At 67.1% G+C, this 14628-nt stretch carries 13 protein-coding genes; 6 read left to right on the top strand and 7 right to left on the bottom strand.

The features are described 5' to 3' along the window. From V6M37_RS00005 to V6M37_RS00020, 4 genes are all read left to right on the top strand, one after another. The coding region (locus tag V6M37_RS00005) for an aminotransferase class IV (RefSeq protein WP_332669760.1) at positions 1–439 on the top strand (439 nt) is incomplete at its 5' end. 10 nt (positions 440–449) lie between these two features. Beyond that, complete coding sequence (locus V6M37_RS00010; RefSeq protein WP_332669763.1) at positions 450–650, top strand: zinc-finger domain-containing protein; 201 nt, start codon at positions 450–452, stop codon at positions 648–650. 106 nt (positions 651–756) lie between these two features. Further along, positions 757–1191, top strand: coding sequence for a YybH family protein (locus V6M37_RS00015; RefSeq protein ID WP_332669765.1), 435 nt, complete (start codon positions 757–759; stop codon positions 1189–1191). A gap of 222 nt (positions 1192–1413) precedes the next feature. After that, a complete protein-coding gene (locus V6M37_RS00020; RefSeq protein ID WP_332669767.1) occupies positions 1414–2805 on the top strand; it encodes a phosphomannomutase/phosphoglucomutase in 1392 nt (463 codons plus the stop codon). Between the two features lie 133 nt (positions 2806–2938). On the opposite strand, the gene V6M37_RS00025 is transcribed toward V6M37_RS00020, so the two are convergent. Together V6M37_RS00025 and alaS are read right to left on the bottom strand one after the other, a co-directional pair. Further along, positions 2939–5497 carry a putative bifunctional diguanylate cyclase/phosphodiesterase gene (locus V6M37_RS00025; RefSeq protein WP_332669769.1) on the bottom strand — a complete coding sequence of 853 codons (2559 nt, stop codon included), beginning with the start codon at positions 5495–5497 and terminating at the stop codon, positions 2939–2941. A 76-nt stretch (positions 5498–5573) separates the two neighbouring features. Further along, entirely contained in the window at positions 5574–8192 is a 2619-nt protein-coding gene (gene alaS / locus V6M37_RS00030) for an alanine--tRNA ligase (protein ID WP_332669771.1), read from the bottom strand. 125 nt (positions 8193–8317) lie between these two features. Here alaS and V6M37_RS00035 point away from each other — a divergent pair, with 125 nt between their 5' ends. Further along, positions 8318–8869, top strand: coding sequence for a cob(I)yrinic acid a,c-diamide adenosyltransferase (locus V6M37_RS00035; RefSeq protein WP_332669904.1), 552 nt, complete (start codon positions 8318–8320; stop codon positions 8867–8869). Between the two features lie 126 nt (positions 8870–8995). Here V6M37_RS00035 and dinB read toward each other — a convergent pair whose 3' ends face one another. From dinB to yjgA, 5 genes are all read right to left on the bottom strand, one after another. Beyond that, positions 8996–10075 (bottom strand): DNA polymerase IV, encoded by a 1080-nt coding sequence (gene dinB, locus V6M37_RS00040; RefSeq protein ID WP_332669773.1) that lies wholly within the window; start codon positions 10073–10075, stop codon positions 8996–8998. 128 nt (positions 10076–10203) lie between these two features. Continuing rightward, positions 10204–10707 (bottom strand): FixH family protein, encoded by a 504-nt coding sequence (locus V6M37_RS00045; RefSeq protein WP_332669775.1) that lies wholly within the window; start codon positions 10705–10707, stop codon positions 10204–10206. Between the two features lie 5 nt (positions 10708–10712). Continuing rightward, the gene (aroG, locus tag V6M37_RS00050) at positions 10713–11795 is read right to left on the bottom strand and encodes a 3-deoxy-7-phosphoheptulonate synthase AroG (protein ID WP_332669777.1); all 1083 of its coding nucleotides are present in this window, start codon (positions 11793–11795) and stop codon (positions 10713–10715) included. Positions 11796–11968: 173 nt separating this feature from the next. Next, positions 11969–12559: a molybdopterin adenylyltransferase gene (gene mog, locus V6M37_RS00055; RefSeq protein WP_332669779.1), complete on the bottom strand. Its 591-nt coding sequence runs from the start codon at positions 12557–12559 to the stop codon at positions 11969–11971. Positions 12560–12613: 54 nt separating this feature from the next. Beyond that, positions 12614–13183: a ribosome biogenesis factor YjgA gene (yjgA, locus tag V6M37_RS00060; protein ID WP_332669782.1), complete on the bottom strand. Its 570-nt coding sequence runs from the start codon at positions 13181–13183 to the stop codon at positions 12614–12616. Between the two features lie 61 nt (positions 13184–13244). On the opposite strand from yjgA, the gene pmbA reads away from it, so the two are divergent. Further along, on the top strand, positions 13245–14585 hold the full coding sequence (gene pmbA / locus V6M37_RS00065) for a metalloprotease PmbA (RefSeq protein WP_332669784.1): 1341 nt from the start codon (positions 13245–13247) through the stop codon (positions 14583–14585). Positions 14586–14628 lie beyond the last annotated feature (43 nt).

The following is a 14628-nucleotide window of genomic DNA, read 5'->3' on the forward strand; positions in this document are numbered from 1 at the left end:
GTCCGGCAGCTACGCGAACTCGATCCTCGCGAACCTCGAGGCGACCGAGGACGGCTACGACGAGGCGCTGCTGCTCGACACGCAGGGCTTCGTCGCCGAAGGCTCCGGCGAGAACCTCTTCGTGATCAAGGACGGCAAGATCTACGAACCGGAAATCGCCTCCGCGCTGACCGGCATCACGCGCGACTCGGTGATCAACATCGCCCGCGAATTCGGCTACGAAGTCGAGTCGCGCCGGCTCACGCGCGACGACCTCTACATCGCCGACGAAGCGTTCTTCACCGGCACCGCCGCGGAAGTCACGCCGATCCGCGAACTCGACAACCGCGTGATCGGCGAAGGCCGCCGCGGTCCGATCACGACGAAGATCCAGTCCCGCTTCTTCGACATCGTCAATGGCCGCGCGCCGGAATACGAGCGCTGGCTCGCTTACGTCTGAGGATTCCTTCATGGCCGAAACTCGCGACAAGACCCAGCCGATCGCCGTCACCGCCCACGACCTGCCGCTGCATTGCCCGCGTCCCGGCGCGCCCCTGTGGGCGCAGCATCCGCGGGTGTTCCTCGATGTCCTGAAGGAGGGCGAAGCGGTATGTCCGTACTGCAGCGCGAAATATGTCTTCACCGGCGAACACCCGAAAGGTCATCATTGAAGCCTTCGCTGCGACGGCTGCTTGGGTGACCGGGGGGCGGGGACGCCCCCTTCCCTTTTCGACTGCCGCAGCTCTCGACCGAGTCAAACCGTCCCGAGCCTTCATCGTGAGCCACAAACCGATCTTCACCTCGGCCGCCGAAGCCGAAGCGGCCTTCTACGACGCGATCACGAAATCCGACCTCGACGCACTGATGACGGTCTGGTCCGAGGACGAGGAAGTCATCTGCGTGCACCCGGACAACCCGCGCCTCGTCGGCCTCGCGGCAGTGCGAGAATCGTGGCGCCAGCTTTTCTCGGGCAACGTCAAGATCAGTGTCCGGACTTCGCACTGCGTCGTGACGGCGAATCCGCAGCTCGAAGTGCATAACGTCGTCGAGCACATCGCGGTCGAAGGCGAAAAACGGCTGCAGCCGCCGATGATCGCGACGAACGTGTATATCAGGGGCCCCCTCGGCTGGCGCCTCGTCATGCACCACGCGTCGGCAGCCCCCGACAGTCCGCACGCCGCCCGCCCCGACGCGCCGCGCATCGTCCACTGAACCTCGTCCGCCGGCCGCGCTCGAACCGCTCTCCCGCTTCATCACTTCCTCATGTCGCGACCGGCGGCCGCCACCCCGCGCGCGCCGACAAAGACCGAAACGCCCGCCCCGAACCGGTCCTGCGTCCGGCGCAATTTGCAACGAAGCTCGCCATTGGAATGCCGCCGCCACACGCCTCTGCGATAATCGCGGCAATTTTCTACTCCGAGGACACGACACGAGATGACCGCGACCCGCTACACGCCGCCCGCGCCCGAGATCTTCAAGGCCTACGACATTCGCGGCATCGTGGGCAAGACGCTCACCGCCGACGCGGTGCGCGCGATCGGTCATGCGCTCGGCTCGGAAGCCCGCGCACGATCGCAGCGCGCGATCGCGGTCGGACGCGACGGGCGCCTGTCGGGGCCGGAGCTCGCCGGCGCGCTGGCCGATGGCATCCGGGCCGCGGGAATCGACGTCATCGACATCGGCTGCGTGCCGACGCCGCTCACCTATTTCGCCGCGTACCACCTCGGCACCGAGTCGTGCGTCAGCGTCACCGGCAGCCACAATCCGCCCGACTACAACGGGCTGAAGATGGTGCTGGGCGGACAGACCCTGTACGGCGAACTGATACAGGATCTGCGCCGCCGCATCGTCGATAACGACTTCGTGCATGGCGGCGGCAGCCTGCGCGAGGAGAACGTCGTCGACGCCTACCTCGAGCGCATCGCCTCCGACGTCCGGCTCGCGCGTCCGATGAAGATCGTCGTCGACTGTGGCAACGGCGTCGCCGGCGCGGTCGCTCCGGCGCTCTTCCGTCGCCTCGGCTGCGAGCTCGTCGAACTCTTCTGCGACGTCGACGGCACCTTCCCGAACCATCATCCGGACCCGTCGAAGCCCGAGAACCTGCAGGACGTGGTCCGCGCACTCCGCGACACCGACGCCGAACTCGGCCTCGCGTTCGACGGCGACGGCGACCGGCTCGGCGTCGTCACGAAGGCGGGCGGCATCATCTATCCGGACCGCCAGCTGATGCTGTTTGCGGCCGACGTGCTGTCGCGCGTCCCGGGCGGCGAGGTCATCTACGACGTCAAATGCACGCGCAACCTCGCCGGCTGGATCCGCAGCCACGGCGGCAAGCCGACGATGTGGAACACCGGCCATGCGCTCGTCAAAGCGAAATTGAAGGAAACCGGCGCCCCGCTCGCCGGCGAGATGAGCGGCCACGTCTTCTTCAAGGAGCGCTGGTTCGGCTTCGACGACGGCCTCTACGCGGGGGCGCGCCTGCTCGAGATCCTGTCCAGGTCGGCCGACCCGAGCGCGGTGCTCGATGCGCTGCCGGACGCCGTCAGCACGCCGGAACTGAACATCAAGATGGCCGAAGGCGAGCCGTTCGAACTGGTGCGCAAGCTGAAAGAGTCCGCGCGCTTCGACGGCGCGAGCGAAGTGATCACGCTCGACGGCGTGCGCGTCGAATACCCGGACGGCTTCGGCCTCGCACGGCCGTCGAACACGACGCCGGTCGTTGTGCTGCGCTTCGAAGCCGACTCGGACGAAGCCCTCGCCCGTATCCAGGCGGACTTCCGCCGCGCAATCGAAGGCATCTGGCCGGGCGTTCAACTGCCGTTCTGACCGCGCGTCGAATGCCGTAACGGGACGGTCCCGCGGAACGTCCCGGTCTGTTCCCATCCCTCGCCGACGCGACCGTCAGGCCGCGAGGGGTTCCGGCTTTGCCGCTCCTAACGTTTCGCCTTTCCCGCCGCTTTCACGCGCCGTCTAACGGTTCGGCGACCGGATGGCGCTCCAGGAAGGTGGTCGCGTCGCGGTCGGCCAGCGGGCGCGACAGGAAGTAGCCCTGCATGACGTCGCAATCCATCGCGGCGAGCGCATCCCGCTGCGCCTCGTGCTCGACGCCCTCGGCGACGACTTCCAGCCCGAGACCGTGCGCGAGGCCGATCGTCGAGCGGACGACGTGCCCGCCTTTCGGATCGAGCACCGTGTCGATCATCGACTTGTCGAGCTTCAGGCAGTCGACCGGCAGCCGCTGCAGATAGGTCAGCGAACTGTAGCCGGTGCCGAAGTCGTCGATCGCGATGCGCACCCCGAGCGCGCGCAGCCGCTCGAGGGCACCGTGACCATCCTGCAGGTTGTCGATGACCATCGACTCGGTGATCTCGAGCGTCAGTGTCCGCGGCGCGACGCCGGTCTGCGCCAGCACCTCCCGCACGGTGCCGACGACATCGGAAAGGAGCAGTTGCCGCGCCGACACGTTGACGTTCATCCGCAGTCCGGGACGACCGCCGGCCTGCCACGCGCGCAGTTGTCGGCACGCGGTTTCGAGAATCCAGCGTCCGACTTCGACGATCTGGCCGCTGCGCTCGAGCAGCGGCACGAACTCGACGGGCGAGACGCAGCCGAGTTCGGCGTGCTGCCAGCGCAGCAGCGCCTCGAACGACACCACGTCGCCGCTGCGCAGATCGAGCTTCGGCTGGTACGCGAGCGAGAACTGCTGCGCACGCACCGCGATCGCAATCTCGCGGATCAACTGGTTCTGCCGTTCGGCCTTGCGCCGCATCTCGTCATTGAAAATTCGGTAGTGGCCGGCGCCGGCAGCGCTTGCCTGACGCAACGCGTGGTCGGCGCAAATCATCAAGTCGGCGCTGTCGTTCGCATCTTCCGGGAAAACGGTGAGACCGGCCGACAACGACAGCTCGACTTTGTGGCCGCCGAGAATCAACGGCTCGCGGAAAGCGACCATGATCCGCTCAGCGACGAGCACTGCGCTTTCAGGATGGTCGAGATCCTCGAGGATCAGCGTGAAGTCGTCGCCGCCGAGGCGCGCGAGCGACAGGCCGCTGTCGCGCAGTCCCCGCAGGCCGACTTCGTCGGATATCCGCAGGGTCTCGCGCAGCCGCGTGGCGACCGCGGCGAGCAGCGCGTCGCCGGTCTGATGGCCGAGCGTGTCGTTGATACCGCCGAAATTGTCGATATCGAGCGACATCAGTCCGACCCGCTTGCCGTGACGCCGCGCCCGGCCGATCGACTGGTCGAGCCGCTGCACGAACAGTCGCCGGTTCGGCAGCGAAGTCAGCGAATCGTAGAGCGCGAGCCGCACGAGTTCGGCGTGGTGCCGCCGCTGGTCGCGGATCGCGCGAAAGAAAATCAGCATCAGCACGACCAGCAGCGCGAGGCGGGCGCCGATGGCGCCGTTGCGCTCGTGACGCAGCGGCGCGACGAGCGCATCGATCTGCCCCGGCGCGAGGTAGTGATGCAGGCGCATCGTCCCGTCGGTGTGCACGCGCACGTCCATCGCCGCCCATCGCCCAGGCAGGCCCGCGCGAGCTGCGGCGACACCCTCCGAAAACGCGTGGTTGCGCCTGTCGAATATCTCGATGTCGTACCCGTCGTGCGTCACCGCGAGCCCGGAGGGCATTTCCGGCATTTTCCAGCCTTGCTGCGAGGCGGTGGCGCGGTCCTGCACGGTGACGGGAATCAGCGGCACGCCGACGAGCATCGCCTCGATCACGTTCGCGCGCAGGATGGCGGTGACGAGACCTTTGAAACGTCCGTCATCGTTGCGATAGACCGGCACCGAATACAGCAGCCCGTGCGTGTCCCGGACTTCGCCTTCGGTGACGGTGTATTGCGCGTTGTCGCAGGTACGCAGCAGCGGCGACATGATTGCCGGGATGCCGTCGATGTTCTCGGTGAATGTCCACTGCGGAAAGCGCAGCCGGAACCAATCGAGCTGGCGAACGTAATATGCGTACTCGCTCGACTCGTCCTCGGGCGGCTCGTCCGGCCCCGTTCCGCCGGTAGCAGCGGCCTCGTCCTCGTCCGAATGCGAGTCGTACATCAGCAGCGGCACCTCGCCCTGGTCCGGGCGAAAACCGTCGAGAACGGTGTAGATCTCGGACAGCTGGACGTTGCGCGACAGATTGACAAAGATCTGGCGGACCGTCTGGTCCGTGTCGAGCGACAGGCGCCCCTCGCGCACCGCGTTTTCGCGCGCGTCGCGCCGGTTTCCGCCGGGAACGGAACGGATCGCCGGAATCAGCGAGATCGTGCGCAGGTGCTGGTAGATCGAGCGGAAAACGGCCTCGATCTCCTCGCGCTTATTGTCGAGGACCGCCTGCTGATGGCCGCGCAGGAACTGCTCCTCGCGCGCCTCGTAGTCGGCCAGGACGGTCCGCAGGTTGAAGAGCCAGAAGCCGACGATGACGACGACCAAGGCCCACACCAGATACGAGTGCGCGAATCGATCGAAGACGCTGGACCACTCGTCCTGTCGCTGCTGAACGGCACTTCGAAATTCGAAATTCATGAATCCCTGTTGTGTTTCCACGCAGCATGAACAAAAAGCCGCCTCGCGGGCGGCTTTTCGCGGCAGCAGCCGAAGGTCAGAGACGCGCTTCGACCCAGGCTCGCACCGAAGCGAGAGCCGCCGGCAGGTTCGCCGAATCGTTGCCGCCCGCCTGCGCCATGTCGGGACGACCGCCGCCCTTGCCACCGACCTGCTGCGCGACCATGTTCACGAGCTCGCCGGCCTTCACTTTGCCGGTCAAGTCGGCGGTAACGCCGGCGATCAGACTAACCCGGCCATCGGCGACCGACGCGAGCACTATTACCGCTGACTTCAACTTGTCCTTGAGCTTGTCGAGCGTTTCGCGCAGCGTCGGCACGTCGGCGCCTTCGAGCGCGGCCGCGAGCACTTTCGCTTCCTTGACTCCGACCGCCTGCGCCGCGAGGTCGTCACCCTGGCTCGCGGCGACCCGCGATTTCAGCCGTGCGAGCTCCTTCTCGAGCGCACGCACGTTGTCGAGGATGCCGGCGACCCGCTCGGCGGCCTCGTCCGGCTGCACCTTCAGCAGCGCGGAAATGCCCTGCACGCGGCGCTCCTGCTCCTGCGCGTAGCGCAGCGCGTTCGCACCCGTCACCGCCTCGATGCGGCGCACGCCGGCGGCGACGCCGCCTTCCGACACGATCTTGAACAGCCCGATGTCGCCGGTGCGCGCGACGTGCGTGCCGCCGCACAGTTCCTTGCTCGAACCGATCGCGAGCACCCGCACCTCGTCGCCGTACTTCTCGCCGAACAGCATCATCGCGCCCGACTTCTGCGCCTCGTCGATCGGCATCACGCGCGCCTCGGTCGCGACGTTCGCGAGGATCTCGGCGTTGACGATCTCCTCGACCTCGCGGATTTCCGCGGGCGACAACGGCGCGGTGTGCGCGAAGTCGAAACGCGTCTTGTCCGGATCGACTTGCGAGCCCTTCTGCTGCACGTGCCCGCCGAGCACTTCGCGCAGCGCCTTGTGCATCAGGTGCGTCACCGAGTGGTTGCGCTGCGTGCTCGCGCGCGCAGCCTCGTCGACACGCGCGACGACTTCCTGCCCCACCGCGAGCCGGCCCGTCTTGACGACGCCGTGGTGACCGTACACCGCCGCCTGGATCTTCTGCGTGTCCTCGACTTCGAACAGGGCCGCGCCGCGCAGCTCGCCGCGGTCGCCGACCTGGCCGCCCGACTCCGCGTAGAACGGCGTGTTATCGAGCACGACGACGCCGATCTCGCCTTCCTGCAATGCGTCGACCGGCGCGCCGTCGCGGTACAGCGCCAGCACGTGGCCGCGCTCCTCGAGCCGCTCGTAGCCGTGGAACGCCGTTTCCGGCCCTTCGTATTCGAGGTTCGCTGCCATGCGGAACTTGCCCGCCGCGCGCGCCTGCTCCTTCTGGCGCGCCATCGCCGCGTCGAACGCCGTCGCGTCGACGGTGACTTCGCGTTCGCGGCAGACGTCGGCCGTCAGGTCGAGCGGGAAGCCGTAGGTGTCGTGCAGTTTGAATGCGGTGTCGCCGTTGAACACGTTCGCCCCGGCGCCCTTCATCGCCGCAAGCTCGGTCTCGAGGATCGCCATGCCATTCTCGATCGTCGCGAAGAAGCGCTCCTCTTCCTGGCGCAGCACGTCCATGACGCGCGACTGGCCGGCCTTCAGTTCGGGATAAGCGTCGCCCATCTCGACGACGAGGTCCGGGACGAGGCGGTGGAAGAACGCCGCCCGGGCTCCCAGCTTGTAGCCGTGCCGGATCGCGCGCCGGATGATCCGCCGCAGCACATAGCCGCGTCCCTCGTTGCCGGGAATCACGCCGTCGGCGATCAGGAACGCGCAGGCGCGGATGTGGTCCGCGATGACCTTCAGGCTCGGGCTCGCGAGGTCGGCGCAGGCCGTCTCGCGCGCCGCCGCGCGGATCAGGTTCTGGAACAGGTCGATCTCGTAATTGCTGTGCACGTGCTGCAACACCGCGGAGATGCGCTCGAGGCCCATCCCGGTGTCGACGCTCGGCTTCGGCAGCGGATGCATCACGCCGGCCTCATCGCGGTTGAACTGCATGAACACGTTGTTCCAGATCTCGATGTAGCGGTCGCCATCCTCGTCCGGCGATCCCGGCGGCCCGCCCCAGATCTCGGCGCCGTGGTCGTAGAAGATCTCGGTACAGGGACCGCAGGGGCCGGTATCGCCCATCATCCAGAAGTTGTCCGACGCGTAGCGCGCACCCTTGTTGTCGCCGATGCGGATCACGCGCTCCGCCGGCACACCGACTTCCTTCGTCCAGATATCGTAGGCCTCGTCGTCCTCGGCGTAGACGGTCACCCACAGCTTGTCCCTCGGCAGCTTGAACTCGGCGGTCAGCAGTTCCCACGCGTACGAGATCGCGTCGCGCTTGAAGTAGTCGCCGAAGCTGAAGTTGCCGAGCATCTCGAAGAACGTGTGGTGGCGCGCGGTGTAGCCGACGTTCTCGAGGTCGTTGTGCTTGCCGCCGGCGCGCACGCATTTCTGCGACGTCGTCGCGCGCGAATACGGCCGCTTGTCGAAGCCGAGGAAGACGTCCTTGAACTGGTTCATCCCGGCGTTCGTGAACAGCAGCGTCGGGTCCTCGTGCGGCACGAGCGAGCTCGACGTCACGATCTGGTGACCTTTCGATTCGAAGAACTTCAGGAACTTCTCTCGGATTTCAGCGCTTTTCATGGGTGGGCTTCGCGTGGACTGCCCGGGACGGCAGCGGTTACGTAAAGCGGCGATTCTAACGGATGAAAGGAGACCGCAACGCTTCCCCTATAATCCGGCCCTTCAACTGGGAGGAAGACGACGAAATGGGACACCGGCTCTCGAAGATCTACACCCGTACCGGCGACGCCGGCACCACCGGCCTCGGCGACGGCAAGCGGGTGGCGAAGAACAGCTTGCGCATCGACACCCTCGGCGAAGTCGACGAATTGAACGCAGTCGTCGGACTGCTGCTGTGCGAGGAATTGCCCGACGACGTGCGCGGGCTGCTGACCGACATCCAGCATGATCTCTTCGACCTCGGTGGCGAAGTCTGCATCCCGGGAATGAGCATGATCAGCGAGAAGCATGTCGGCAAGCTCGAAACCGAGCTCGACCGCCTGAACGAGCCGCTCGACCCCCTGAAGGACTTCATCCTGCCCGGCGGCAGCCGCGCCGCCGCACTCGCGCACCTCGCCCGCACCGTCTGCCGCCGTGCCGAACGCGCGATCGTCGCGCTGGCGCAGGAAGAGGCGGTCAACGACGGCCCGCGGCAGTACCTGAACCGCTTCTCCGACCTGCTGTTCGTGCTCGGCCGCGTGCTGAACCGCGCTGCCGGCCGCGGCGACGTGCTGTGGCAGAAGGGCAAGAACGCATAACCCCGCCCGGGCCGGGCGGTCGGCGTCATCCGACCAGCAGATTCGTCGTAGCCGTAGGTCGGCGTGAGCGCGGCGAAGGCCGACGCGCCCGGTCGGCTTCCGCCCGGCCGGTCCAATCCTCGGTCATCAGCGTTCCTGCCCGTCCGTCCCGACCTGCGCGAACAGCGGCAACTGAGGATCCGGCTCTTGTCCGGCGGCGAAGCGCACGCCGATCCCGAGGAGCCGCACCGGCAGGCTGCGTCGCCGGTACGCTTCGGTGAGGAGCCGGCGCCAAGTTTCCGCGCCCGGCGTCGCGTCGACGCACTCCGCGGTCGTCCGGCTGAAATCGGAAAACCTCACCTTCACGAACGCCTTGTGCACGACTTCCCCGTCACGCAGCCGCCGCATCCGCTGCCCGAACTCTTCGGTCAGCGGGAGGAGCGCGGAAAGGCAGGCGGCGAGATCCGGCAAGTCCCGGTTGTACGTCGTTTCGACCGTCAGCGATTTGCGCTCGCGGTCCGGCGCGACCGGTCGCTCGTCGATGCCGCGGCACAACCGATGCAGGCTCGCGCCGAAACGGCCGAACTCGCGCGTCAGGTCGGCGAACTCCCACCGGCGCAGATCGGCACAGGTGTCGACGCCCAAACGCTGCATCCGCTCGGCGGTCACCTTGCCGACGCCGAAAATCTTCTTCACCGGCAGCGCCGCGACGAACGCGTCCACCTCGTCGGGCCGCACGACGAACTGGCCGTTCGGCTTGTTCCAGTCGCTCGCGACCTTCGCGATGAACTTGTTCGGAGCGATCCCCGCCGACGCGGTGATACCGACTTCATCATGAATCCGCCCGCGGATTTCGCGCGCCATCAGCGTCGCGCTGCCGCGACAGCGGTCGACCGCGGAAACATCCAGGTAGGCTTCGTCGAGCGACAGCGGCTCGACGAGCTCGGTGTAATCGCGGTAGATCGCGAGGATCTGCCGCGAAGCTTCGCGATAGCGCGTGAAATCGGGCGGCAGCAGCAGGAGTTGCGGGCACAGGCGCAGCGCATGAGCGCTCGACATCGCCGAGCGCACGCCGAACCCGCGCGCCTCGTAGTTACAGGTCGCGACGACGCCGCGCTCGCCCGGTCTGCCGCCGACCGCGATCGGCCTGCCGACGAGCGACGGATCGTCGCGCATCTCGACCGACGCGTAAAAGCAGTCGCAGTCGCAATGGATGATCTTCCGCACCGCAGCCGGCCCGGTCGCTCGCGACTCCGCATCCGCCGAACGCGGAGCGCGCAACGCTGACGTGCCGGAGGACATGTCTTACCTTCCGCAGCTCCGCACGCTGCCGGATCGGAGACCTGCTCGCGCGCTCATTCCGTCGCGTCGAAGAGGAGAACCGCCGCGATTTCCGGCAGCCCGATGCGTAGCCGCCACTGGCCCTCGGCCGGCAGCGGCGACGCGGCGGCGTAACTGCCGGGCGCTTCGCGCGACACGGTCGCGGTCAGGGGCGTCGTCTCACGACCCGGCCGGTCGAACGCGACCGTCGGCACGAGGCTCGCCGGGGCGGGCTGGCCGGTCGGGGAGACGAGGTCGAACGCGACGTGCGCGCGTCTCTGCGCGTCGATCGCGACCTGTCCCCGCACTTCCCAGGTGCCCGCGGCCCCCGAGAAGACGACGCCTCCGCGCTCGGTACCGGCACCGCGAGCCACCGGGCCGACCGGATTGAGCCGCGCCTCGTCGTGGTCGATGAACGCCATCGCGACGAACGCGAGGATCAGCAGCAGGAAGGCACCGGCAATCGCCAGCGCGACGATGCGTGCGCCATTGCTCTCCGCCGCCTGCCGCCGCGTCACGCCGGAATCGTCCCCGGCCACCGGTTTCACTCCAGATCCGCGCGTCGCACGCGTCGCTGGCGCACGGCCTCGGCGAGGATGTCGAGCACCGTCAGCGTGTCTTCCCAGCCGATGCACGCGTCGGTGATGCTCTTGCCGTATTCGAGTTCCTTGCCCGGAATGAGATCCTGGCGCCCTTCCTTCAGGTGCGACTCGACCATCACGCCGATGATGCGATCCTCGCCCGCCCCCATCTGCGCGCCGACGTCGCGCGCGACGTCGATCTGCAGGCGGTGCTGCTTGCGGCTGTTCGCGTGCGAGAAATCGATCATCACCTTGCCGGTGACGCCCGACGCCGCGAGTTCCTTGCACGCCGCGTCGACGCTGTCGGCATCATAGTTCGTGCTCTTGCCGCCACGCAGGATCACGTGGCAGTCCTCGTTGCCGAGTGTGGACACGATCGCCGAATGGCCGGCCTTCGTCACCGACAGGAAATGGTGCGGCGACTGCGCGGCCTTGATCGCATCGACCGCGATCCTGACGTTGCCGTCGGTGCCGTTCTTGAAGCCGACCGGGCACGACAGGCCGGAGGCGAGCTCGCGATGCACCTGGCTTTCGGTCGTGCGCGCGCCGATCGCGCCCCACGAGATCAGGTCCGCGATGTACTGCGGCGTGATCATGTCGAGGAACTCGGTGCCCGCGGGCAAACCCAGCTCGTTGATCTCCCACAGCAGCTTGCGTGCGAGCCGCACGCCTTCGTTGATGCGGAAGCTGTTGTCGAGGTAAGGATCGTTGATCAGCCCCTTCCAGCCGACGGTCGTCCGCGGCTTCTCGAAATACACGCGCATGACGATCAGGAGATCGTCCTTCAGGCGGTCGGACTCGGCTTTCAGCTGGCGCGCGTACTCGAGCGCCGCGTCGGCGTCGTGGATCGAGCACGGCCCGACGACGACCAGCAGGCGGTCGTCGGCCCCGTACAGGATGCGGTGGATGCCCTGCCTCGCCTCGTAAGCGACTTCGGCCGCCCGCGGCGTCGCCGGAAACTCGCGCAGCACGTGCGCGGGGGGAATGAGCTCCTTGATTTCCCGGATGCGGACGTCGTCGATATGGATCTTGAGCGAGGCGGTCATGGCGAAACTCGGAGGGATTCGTTGGCAAGCGGTCGATTCTAGCCGAAGATCGGCCGAGCCTGCGCCGGCCGCAGCCATCGCCCGCCGCGTTCCGGAATGAACGCGCGGTCGCGCGTGTTCATGCTTTGCCGTGGCCCCTTCCCCGCCGTAGCCCGCCGCGGACGGCGGCACCCTCAGCCCTTCTTCGGACGAATCGCCTGTTTCGGCCGGAACGCCTTGATGACGGTTTCGTCCGTCTCGACGTACGGCCCGCCGATGAGGTCCACGCAGTATGGAATCGCGGCAAAAATCCCGACGTGCGTCACCGAGCCGTCGCCGGCGCGCACGCCCTCGAGCGTCTCGCGGATCGACTTCGGCTGACCCGGCAGATTGACGATCAGGCTCTTGCCGCGGATTACCGCGAGCTGACGCGACAGGATGGCAGTCGGCACGAAGTTCAGGCTGATGCGCCGCATCTCCTCGCCGAAGCCGGGCATTTCCTTGTCGCCGACGGCGAGCGTCGCTTCGGGGGTGACGTCGCGCGGTGCGGGGCCGGTGCCGCCGGTCGTCAGGATCAGCGAGCACCCCGCCTCGTCGGCAAGCTCGATCAGCGTGCGCTCGATCGTCGCCCGGTCGTCGGGGATCAGCCGCGTTTCGGCGCGCCACGCCGACGTCAGCGCACGGCCCAACCAGTCGCGCAACGCGGGAATGCCCTGGTCCTCGTAGGTGCCCTCGGACGCGCGGTCGCTGATCGACACCAGCCCAATCGTGATTTCGTCGCTCATCGAAACTCCCTGTTGATCATTCGGCGCACCGGGCGAGCGAGAGCTGTCCGGCGCTCAATCTTCCGCTTCGTCCTGACCGTCGCCCGTTTCCGTCGCCTCTCCAACATCGAGGTCGCGCAATACGCGGAACAGTTCGCGGAAGGCGCGCGGCGACCTGTTTTGCTCGCGCTCCTTCAGCGCGTTGCGGCGCAGCGTGCGCAGCTGCTGGAAATCCGCGTCCGGCCAGGTTTCGGCGATCGTCTGCAGCGTCTTCTCGTCTTCGAGCAGGTCGGCGCGCAGGCGCTCGAGGCGATGTTGGCGCGCGACTTCGGCTTTCGACACACCGTTGAACACATCGAGCTGCGCCTGGATCGGCGCCGGGTCGATGTTGCGCATTAGCTTGCCGACGTACTGCATCTGGCGGCGGCGCGCCTCGTGCTTCGTCATCCGCTTCGCTTCACGCACCGCGTCGGCGAGCGCGTCGGGCATCGGCACTTTCTTCAGCTGATCGAGCGACAACGCAACGAGTTGCTCACCGAGATCCTGCAGCGCATGCATTTCCCGCTTGAGCTGGCTCTTGCTCGGCGGCAGCGGCGCGCCCTCCTCGTCGCCCGGGAGCATGTCGTCGTGGTCGGCGTGGATCATGAAAAGTACAGTGGGTGGGAACGGGGTAAGATTATAGCCCTTTGCTCATCGGTCCCTGCCCATGTCCGCTCAAGGCTTCTCGTTCCCGCCCGACCGCCTCCGTGAAATCGCCGCCGACGTGCTGAAATTCGCGAAGAAGCGCGGCGCCTCGGACTGCGAAACCGACGTCTCGGAAGGCTTCGGCCAGTCCGCGACCGTCCGCAAGGGCGAAGTCGACACGATCGAATACAACCGCGACAAAGGCATCGGCGTCACGGTGTATCTCGGCCAGCAGCGCGGGCACGCGAGCACGTCGGACTTCTCGAAGGAGGCGCTCGAGGCGACCGTCGAGGCCGCCGTCTCGATCGCGCGCTTCACGGCGCCCGACCCCTGCGCGGGCCTTGCCGACACCGAACTGATGGCGACGGACTTTCCCGATCTCGACCTGCATCACCCGTGGCGGCCGAGCGTCGAGGACGCGATCAGCGCCGCGCGCGAGTGCGAGGAAGCCGCGTTCACCGCGAGCCCGAAGATCACGAACTCCGAAGGTGCGAGCGTCTCGACGCAGGAGTCGCACTTCATCTCGGCGAACAGTGCCGGCTTTATCAGCGGCTATGCGAGCTCGCGGCACAGCCTGTCCTGCTCGGTCATCGCCGGCGAAGGCGACGGCATGCAGCGCGAATACTGGTACGACTCGCGCCGTGACCACGCCGACCTGATGGACGCGCAAACCGTCGGGCGCCGCGCGGCGGAGCGCGCGCTCGCGCGTCTGGACGCCCGCCAGATCAAGACCTGCGAGGCGCCGGTGCTGTTCGAAGCGCCGCTCGCGGTCGCGCTGGTCGGCAACTTCGTCCATGCGGTCAGCGGCGGATCGCTGTACCGCAAGTCGTCGTTCCTGCTCGACAGTCTCGGCGAGCAGATTTTCGCGCCGCTCGTGAACATCTCCGAGCGGCCGCTGATCCGGAAAGGGTTCGGCTCGAGCGCCTTCGACAGCGACGGCGTCGCAACCCGCGACCGCGAAGTGGTCACCGACGGCGTCCTGAACGGTTACTTCCTGTCCACCTACTCGGCACGCAAGCTCGGCCTGCGGACGACCGGCAACGCCGGCGGGTCGCACAACCTGATCGTCGGCGCCGGCGACATGGATTTCGTCGCGCTGATGAAGCACATGGATCGCGGATTGATCGTCACCGAACTCCTCGGCCACGGGGTCAACTACGTGACCGGCGATTACTCGCGCGGCGCCGCGGGCTTCTGGGTCGAAAACGGCAAGATCAAGCACGCGGTCGAGGAAATCACGATCGCCGGCAACCTGCGCGACATGTTCCGCAGCATCGTCGCGATCGGCAACGACGCGCTGCCTCGCGGCGCGAAGCATTGCGGCTCGGTTCTCATCGAACGTATGAAGATCGCCGGACGCTGAGCGCCTACCGGATTCCGATTACCCGCGCCCCGCAGCTGGGCTA

The sequence above is a fragment of the Aromatoleum sp. genome (genome assembly GCF_036675785.1).
GTDB lineage: Bacteria > Pseudomonadota > Gammaproteobacteria > Burkholderiales > Rhodocyclaceae > Aromatoleum.

What these genes read in the sequence shown, in the direction of transcription:
- V6M37_RS00010 (WP_332669763.1), top strand. Translation starts at nt 450, where the DNA reads ATGGCCGAAACTCGCGACAAGACCCAGCCGATCGCCGTCACCGCCCAC.
- pmbA (WP_332669784.1), top strand. Translation starts at nt 13,245, where the DNA reads ATGTCCGCTCAAGGCTTCTCGTTCCCGCCCGACCGCCTCCGTGAAATC.
- aroG (WP_332669777.1), bottom strand. Translation starts at nt 11,795, where the DNA reads ATGACCGCCTCGCTCAAGATCCATATCGACGACGTCCGCATCCGGGAA.
- V6M37_RS00020 (WP_332669767.1), top strand. Translation starts at nt 1,414, where the DNA reads ATGACCGCGACCCGCTACACGCCGCCCGCGCCCGAGATCTTCAAGGCC.
- mog (WP_332669779.1), bottom strand. Translation starts at nt 12,559, where the DNA reads ATGAGCGACGAAATCACGATTGGGCTGGTGTCGATCAGCGACCGCGCG.
- yjgA (WP_332669782.1), bottom strand. Translation starts at nt 13,183, where the DNA reads ATGATCCACGCCGACCACGACGACATGCTCCCGGGCGACGAGGAGGGC.
- alaS (WP_332669771.1), bottom strand. Translation starts at nt 8,192, where the DNA reads ATGAAAAGCGCTGAAATCCGAGAGAAGTTCCTGAAGTTCTTCGAATCG.
- V6M37_RS00035 (WP_332669904.1), top strand. Translation starts at nt 8,318, where the DNA reads ATGGGACACCGGCTCTCGAAGATCTACACCCGTACCGGCGACGCCGGC.
- V6M37_RS00025 (WP_332669769.1), bottom strand. Translation starts at nt 5,497, where the DNA reads ATGAATTTCGAATTTCGAAGTGCCGTTCAGCAGCGACAGGACGAGTGG.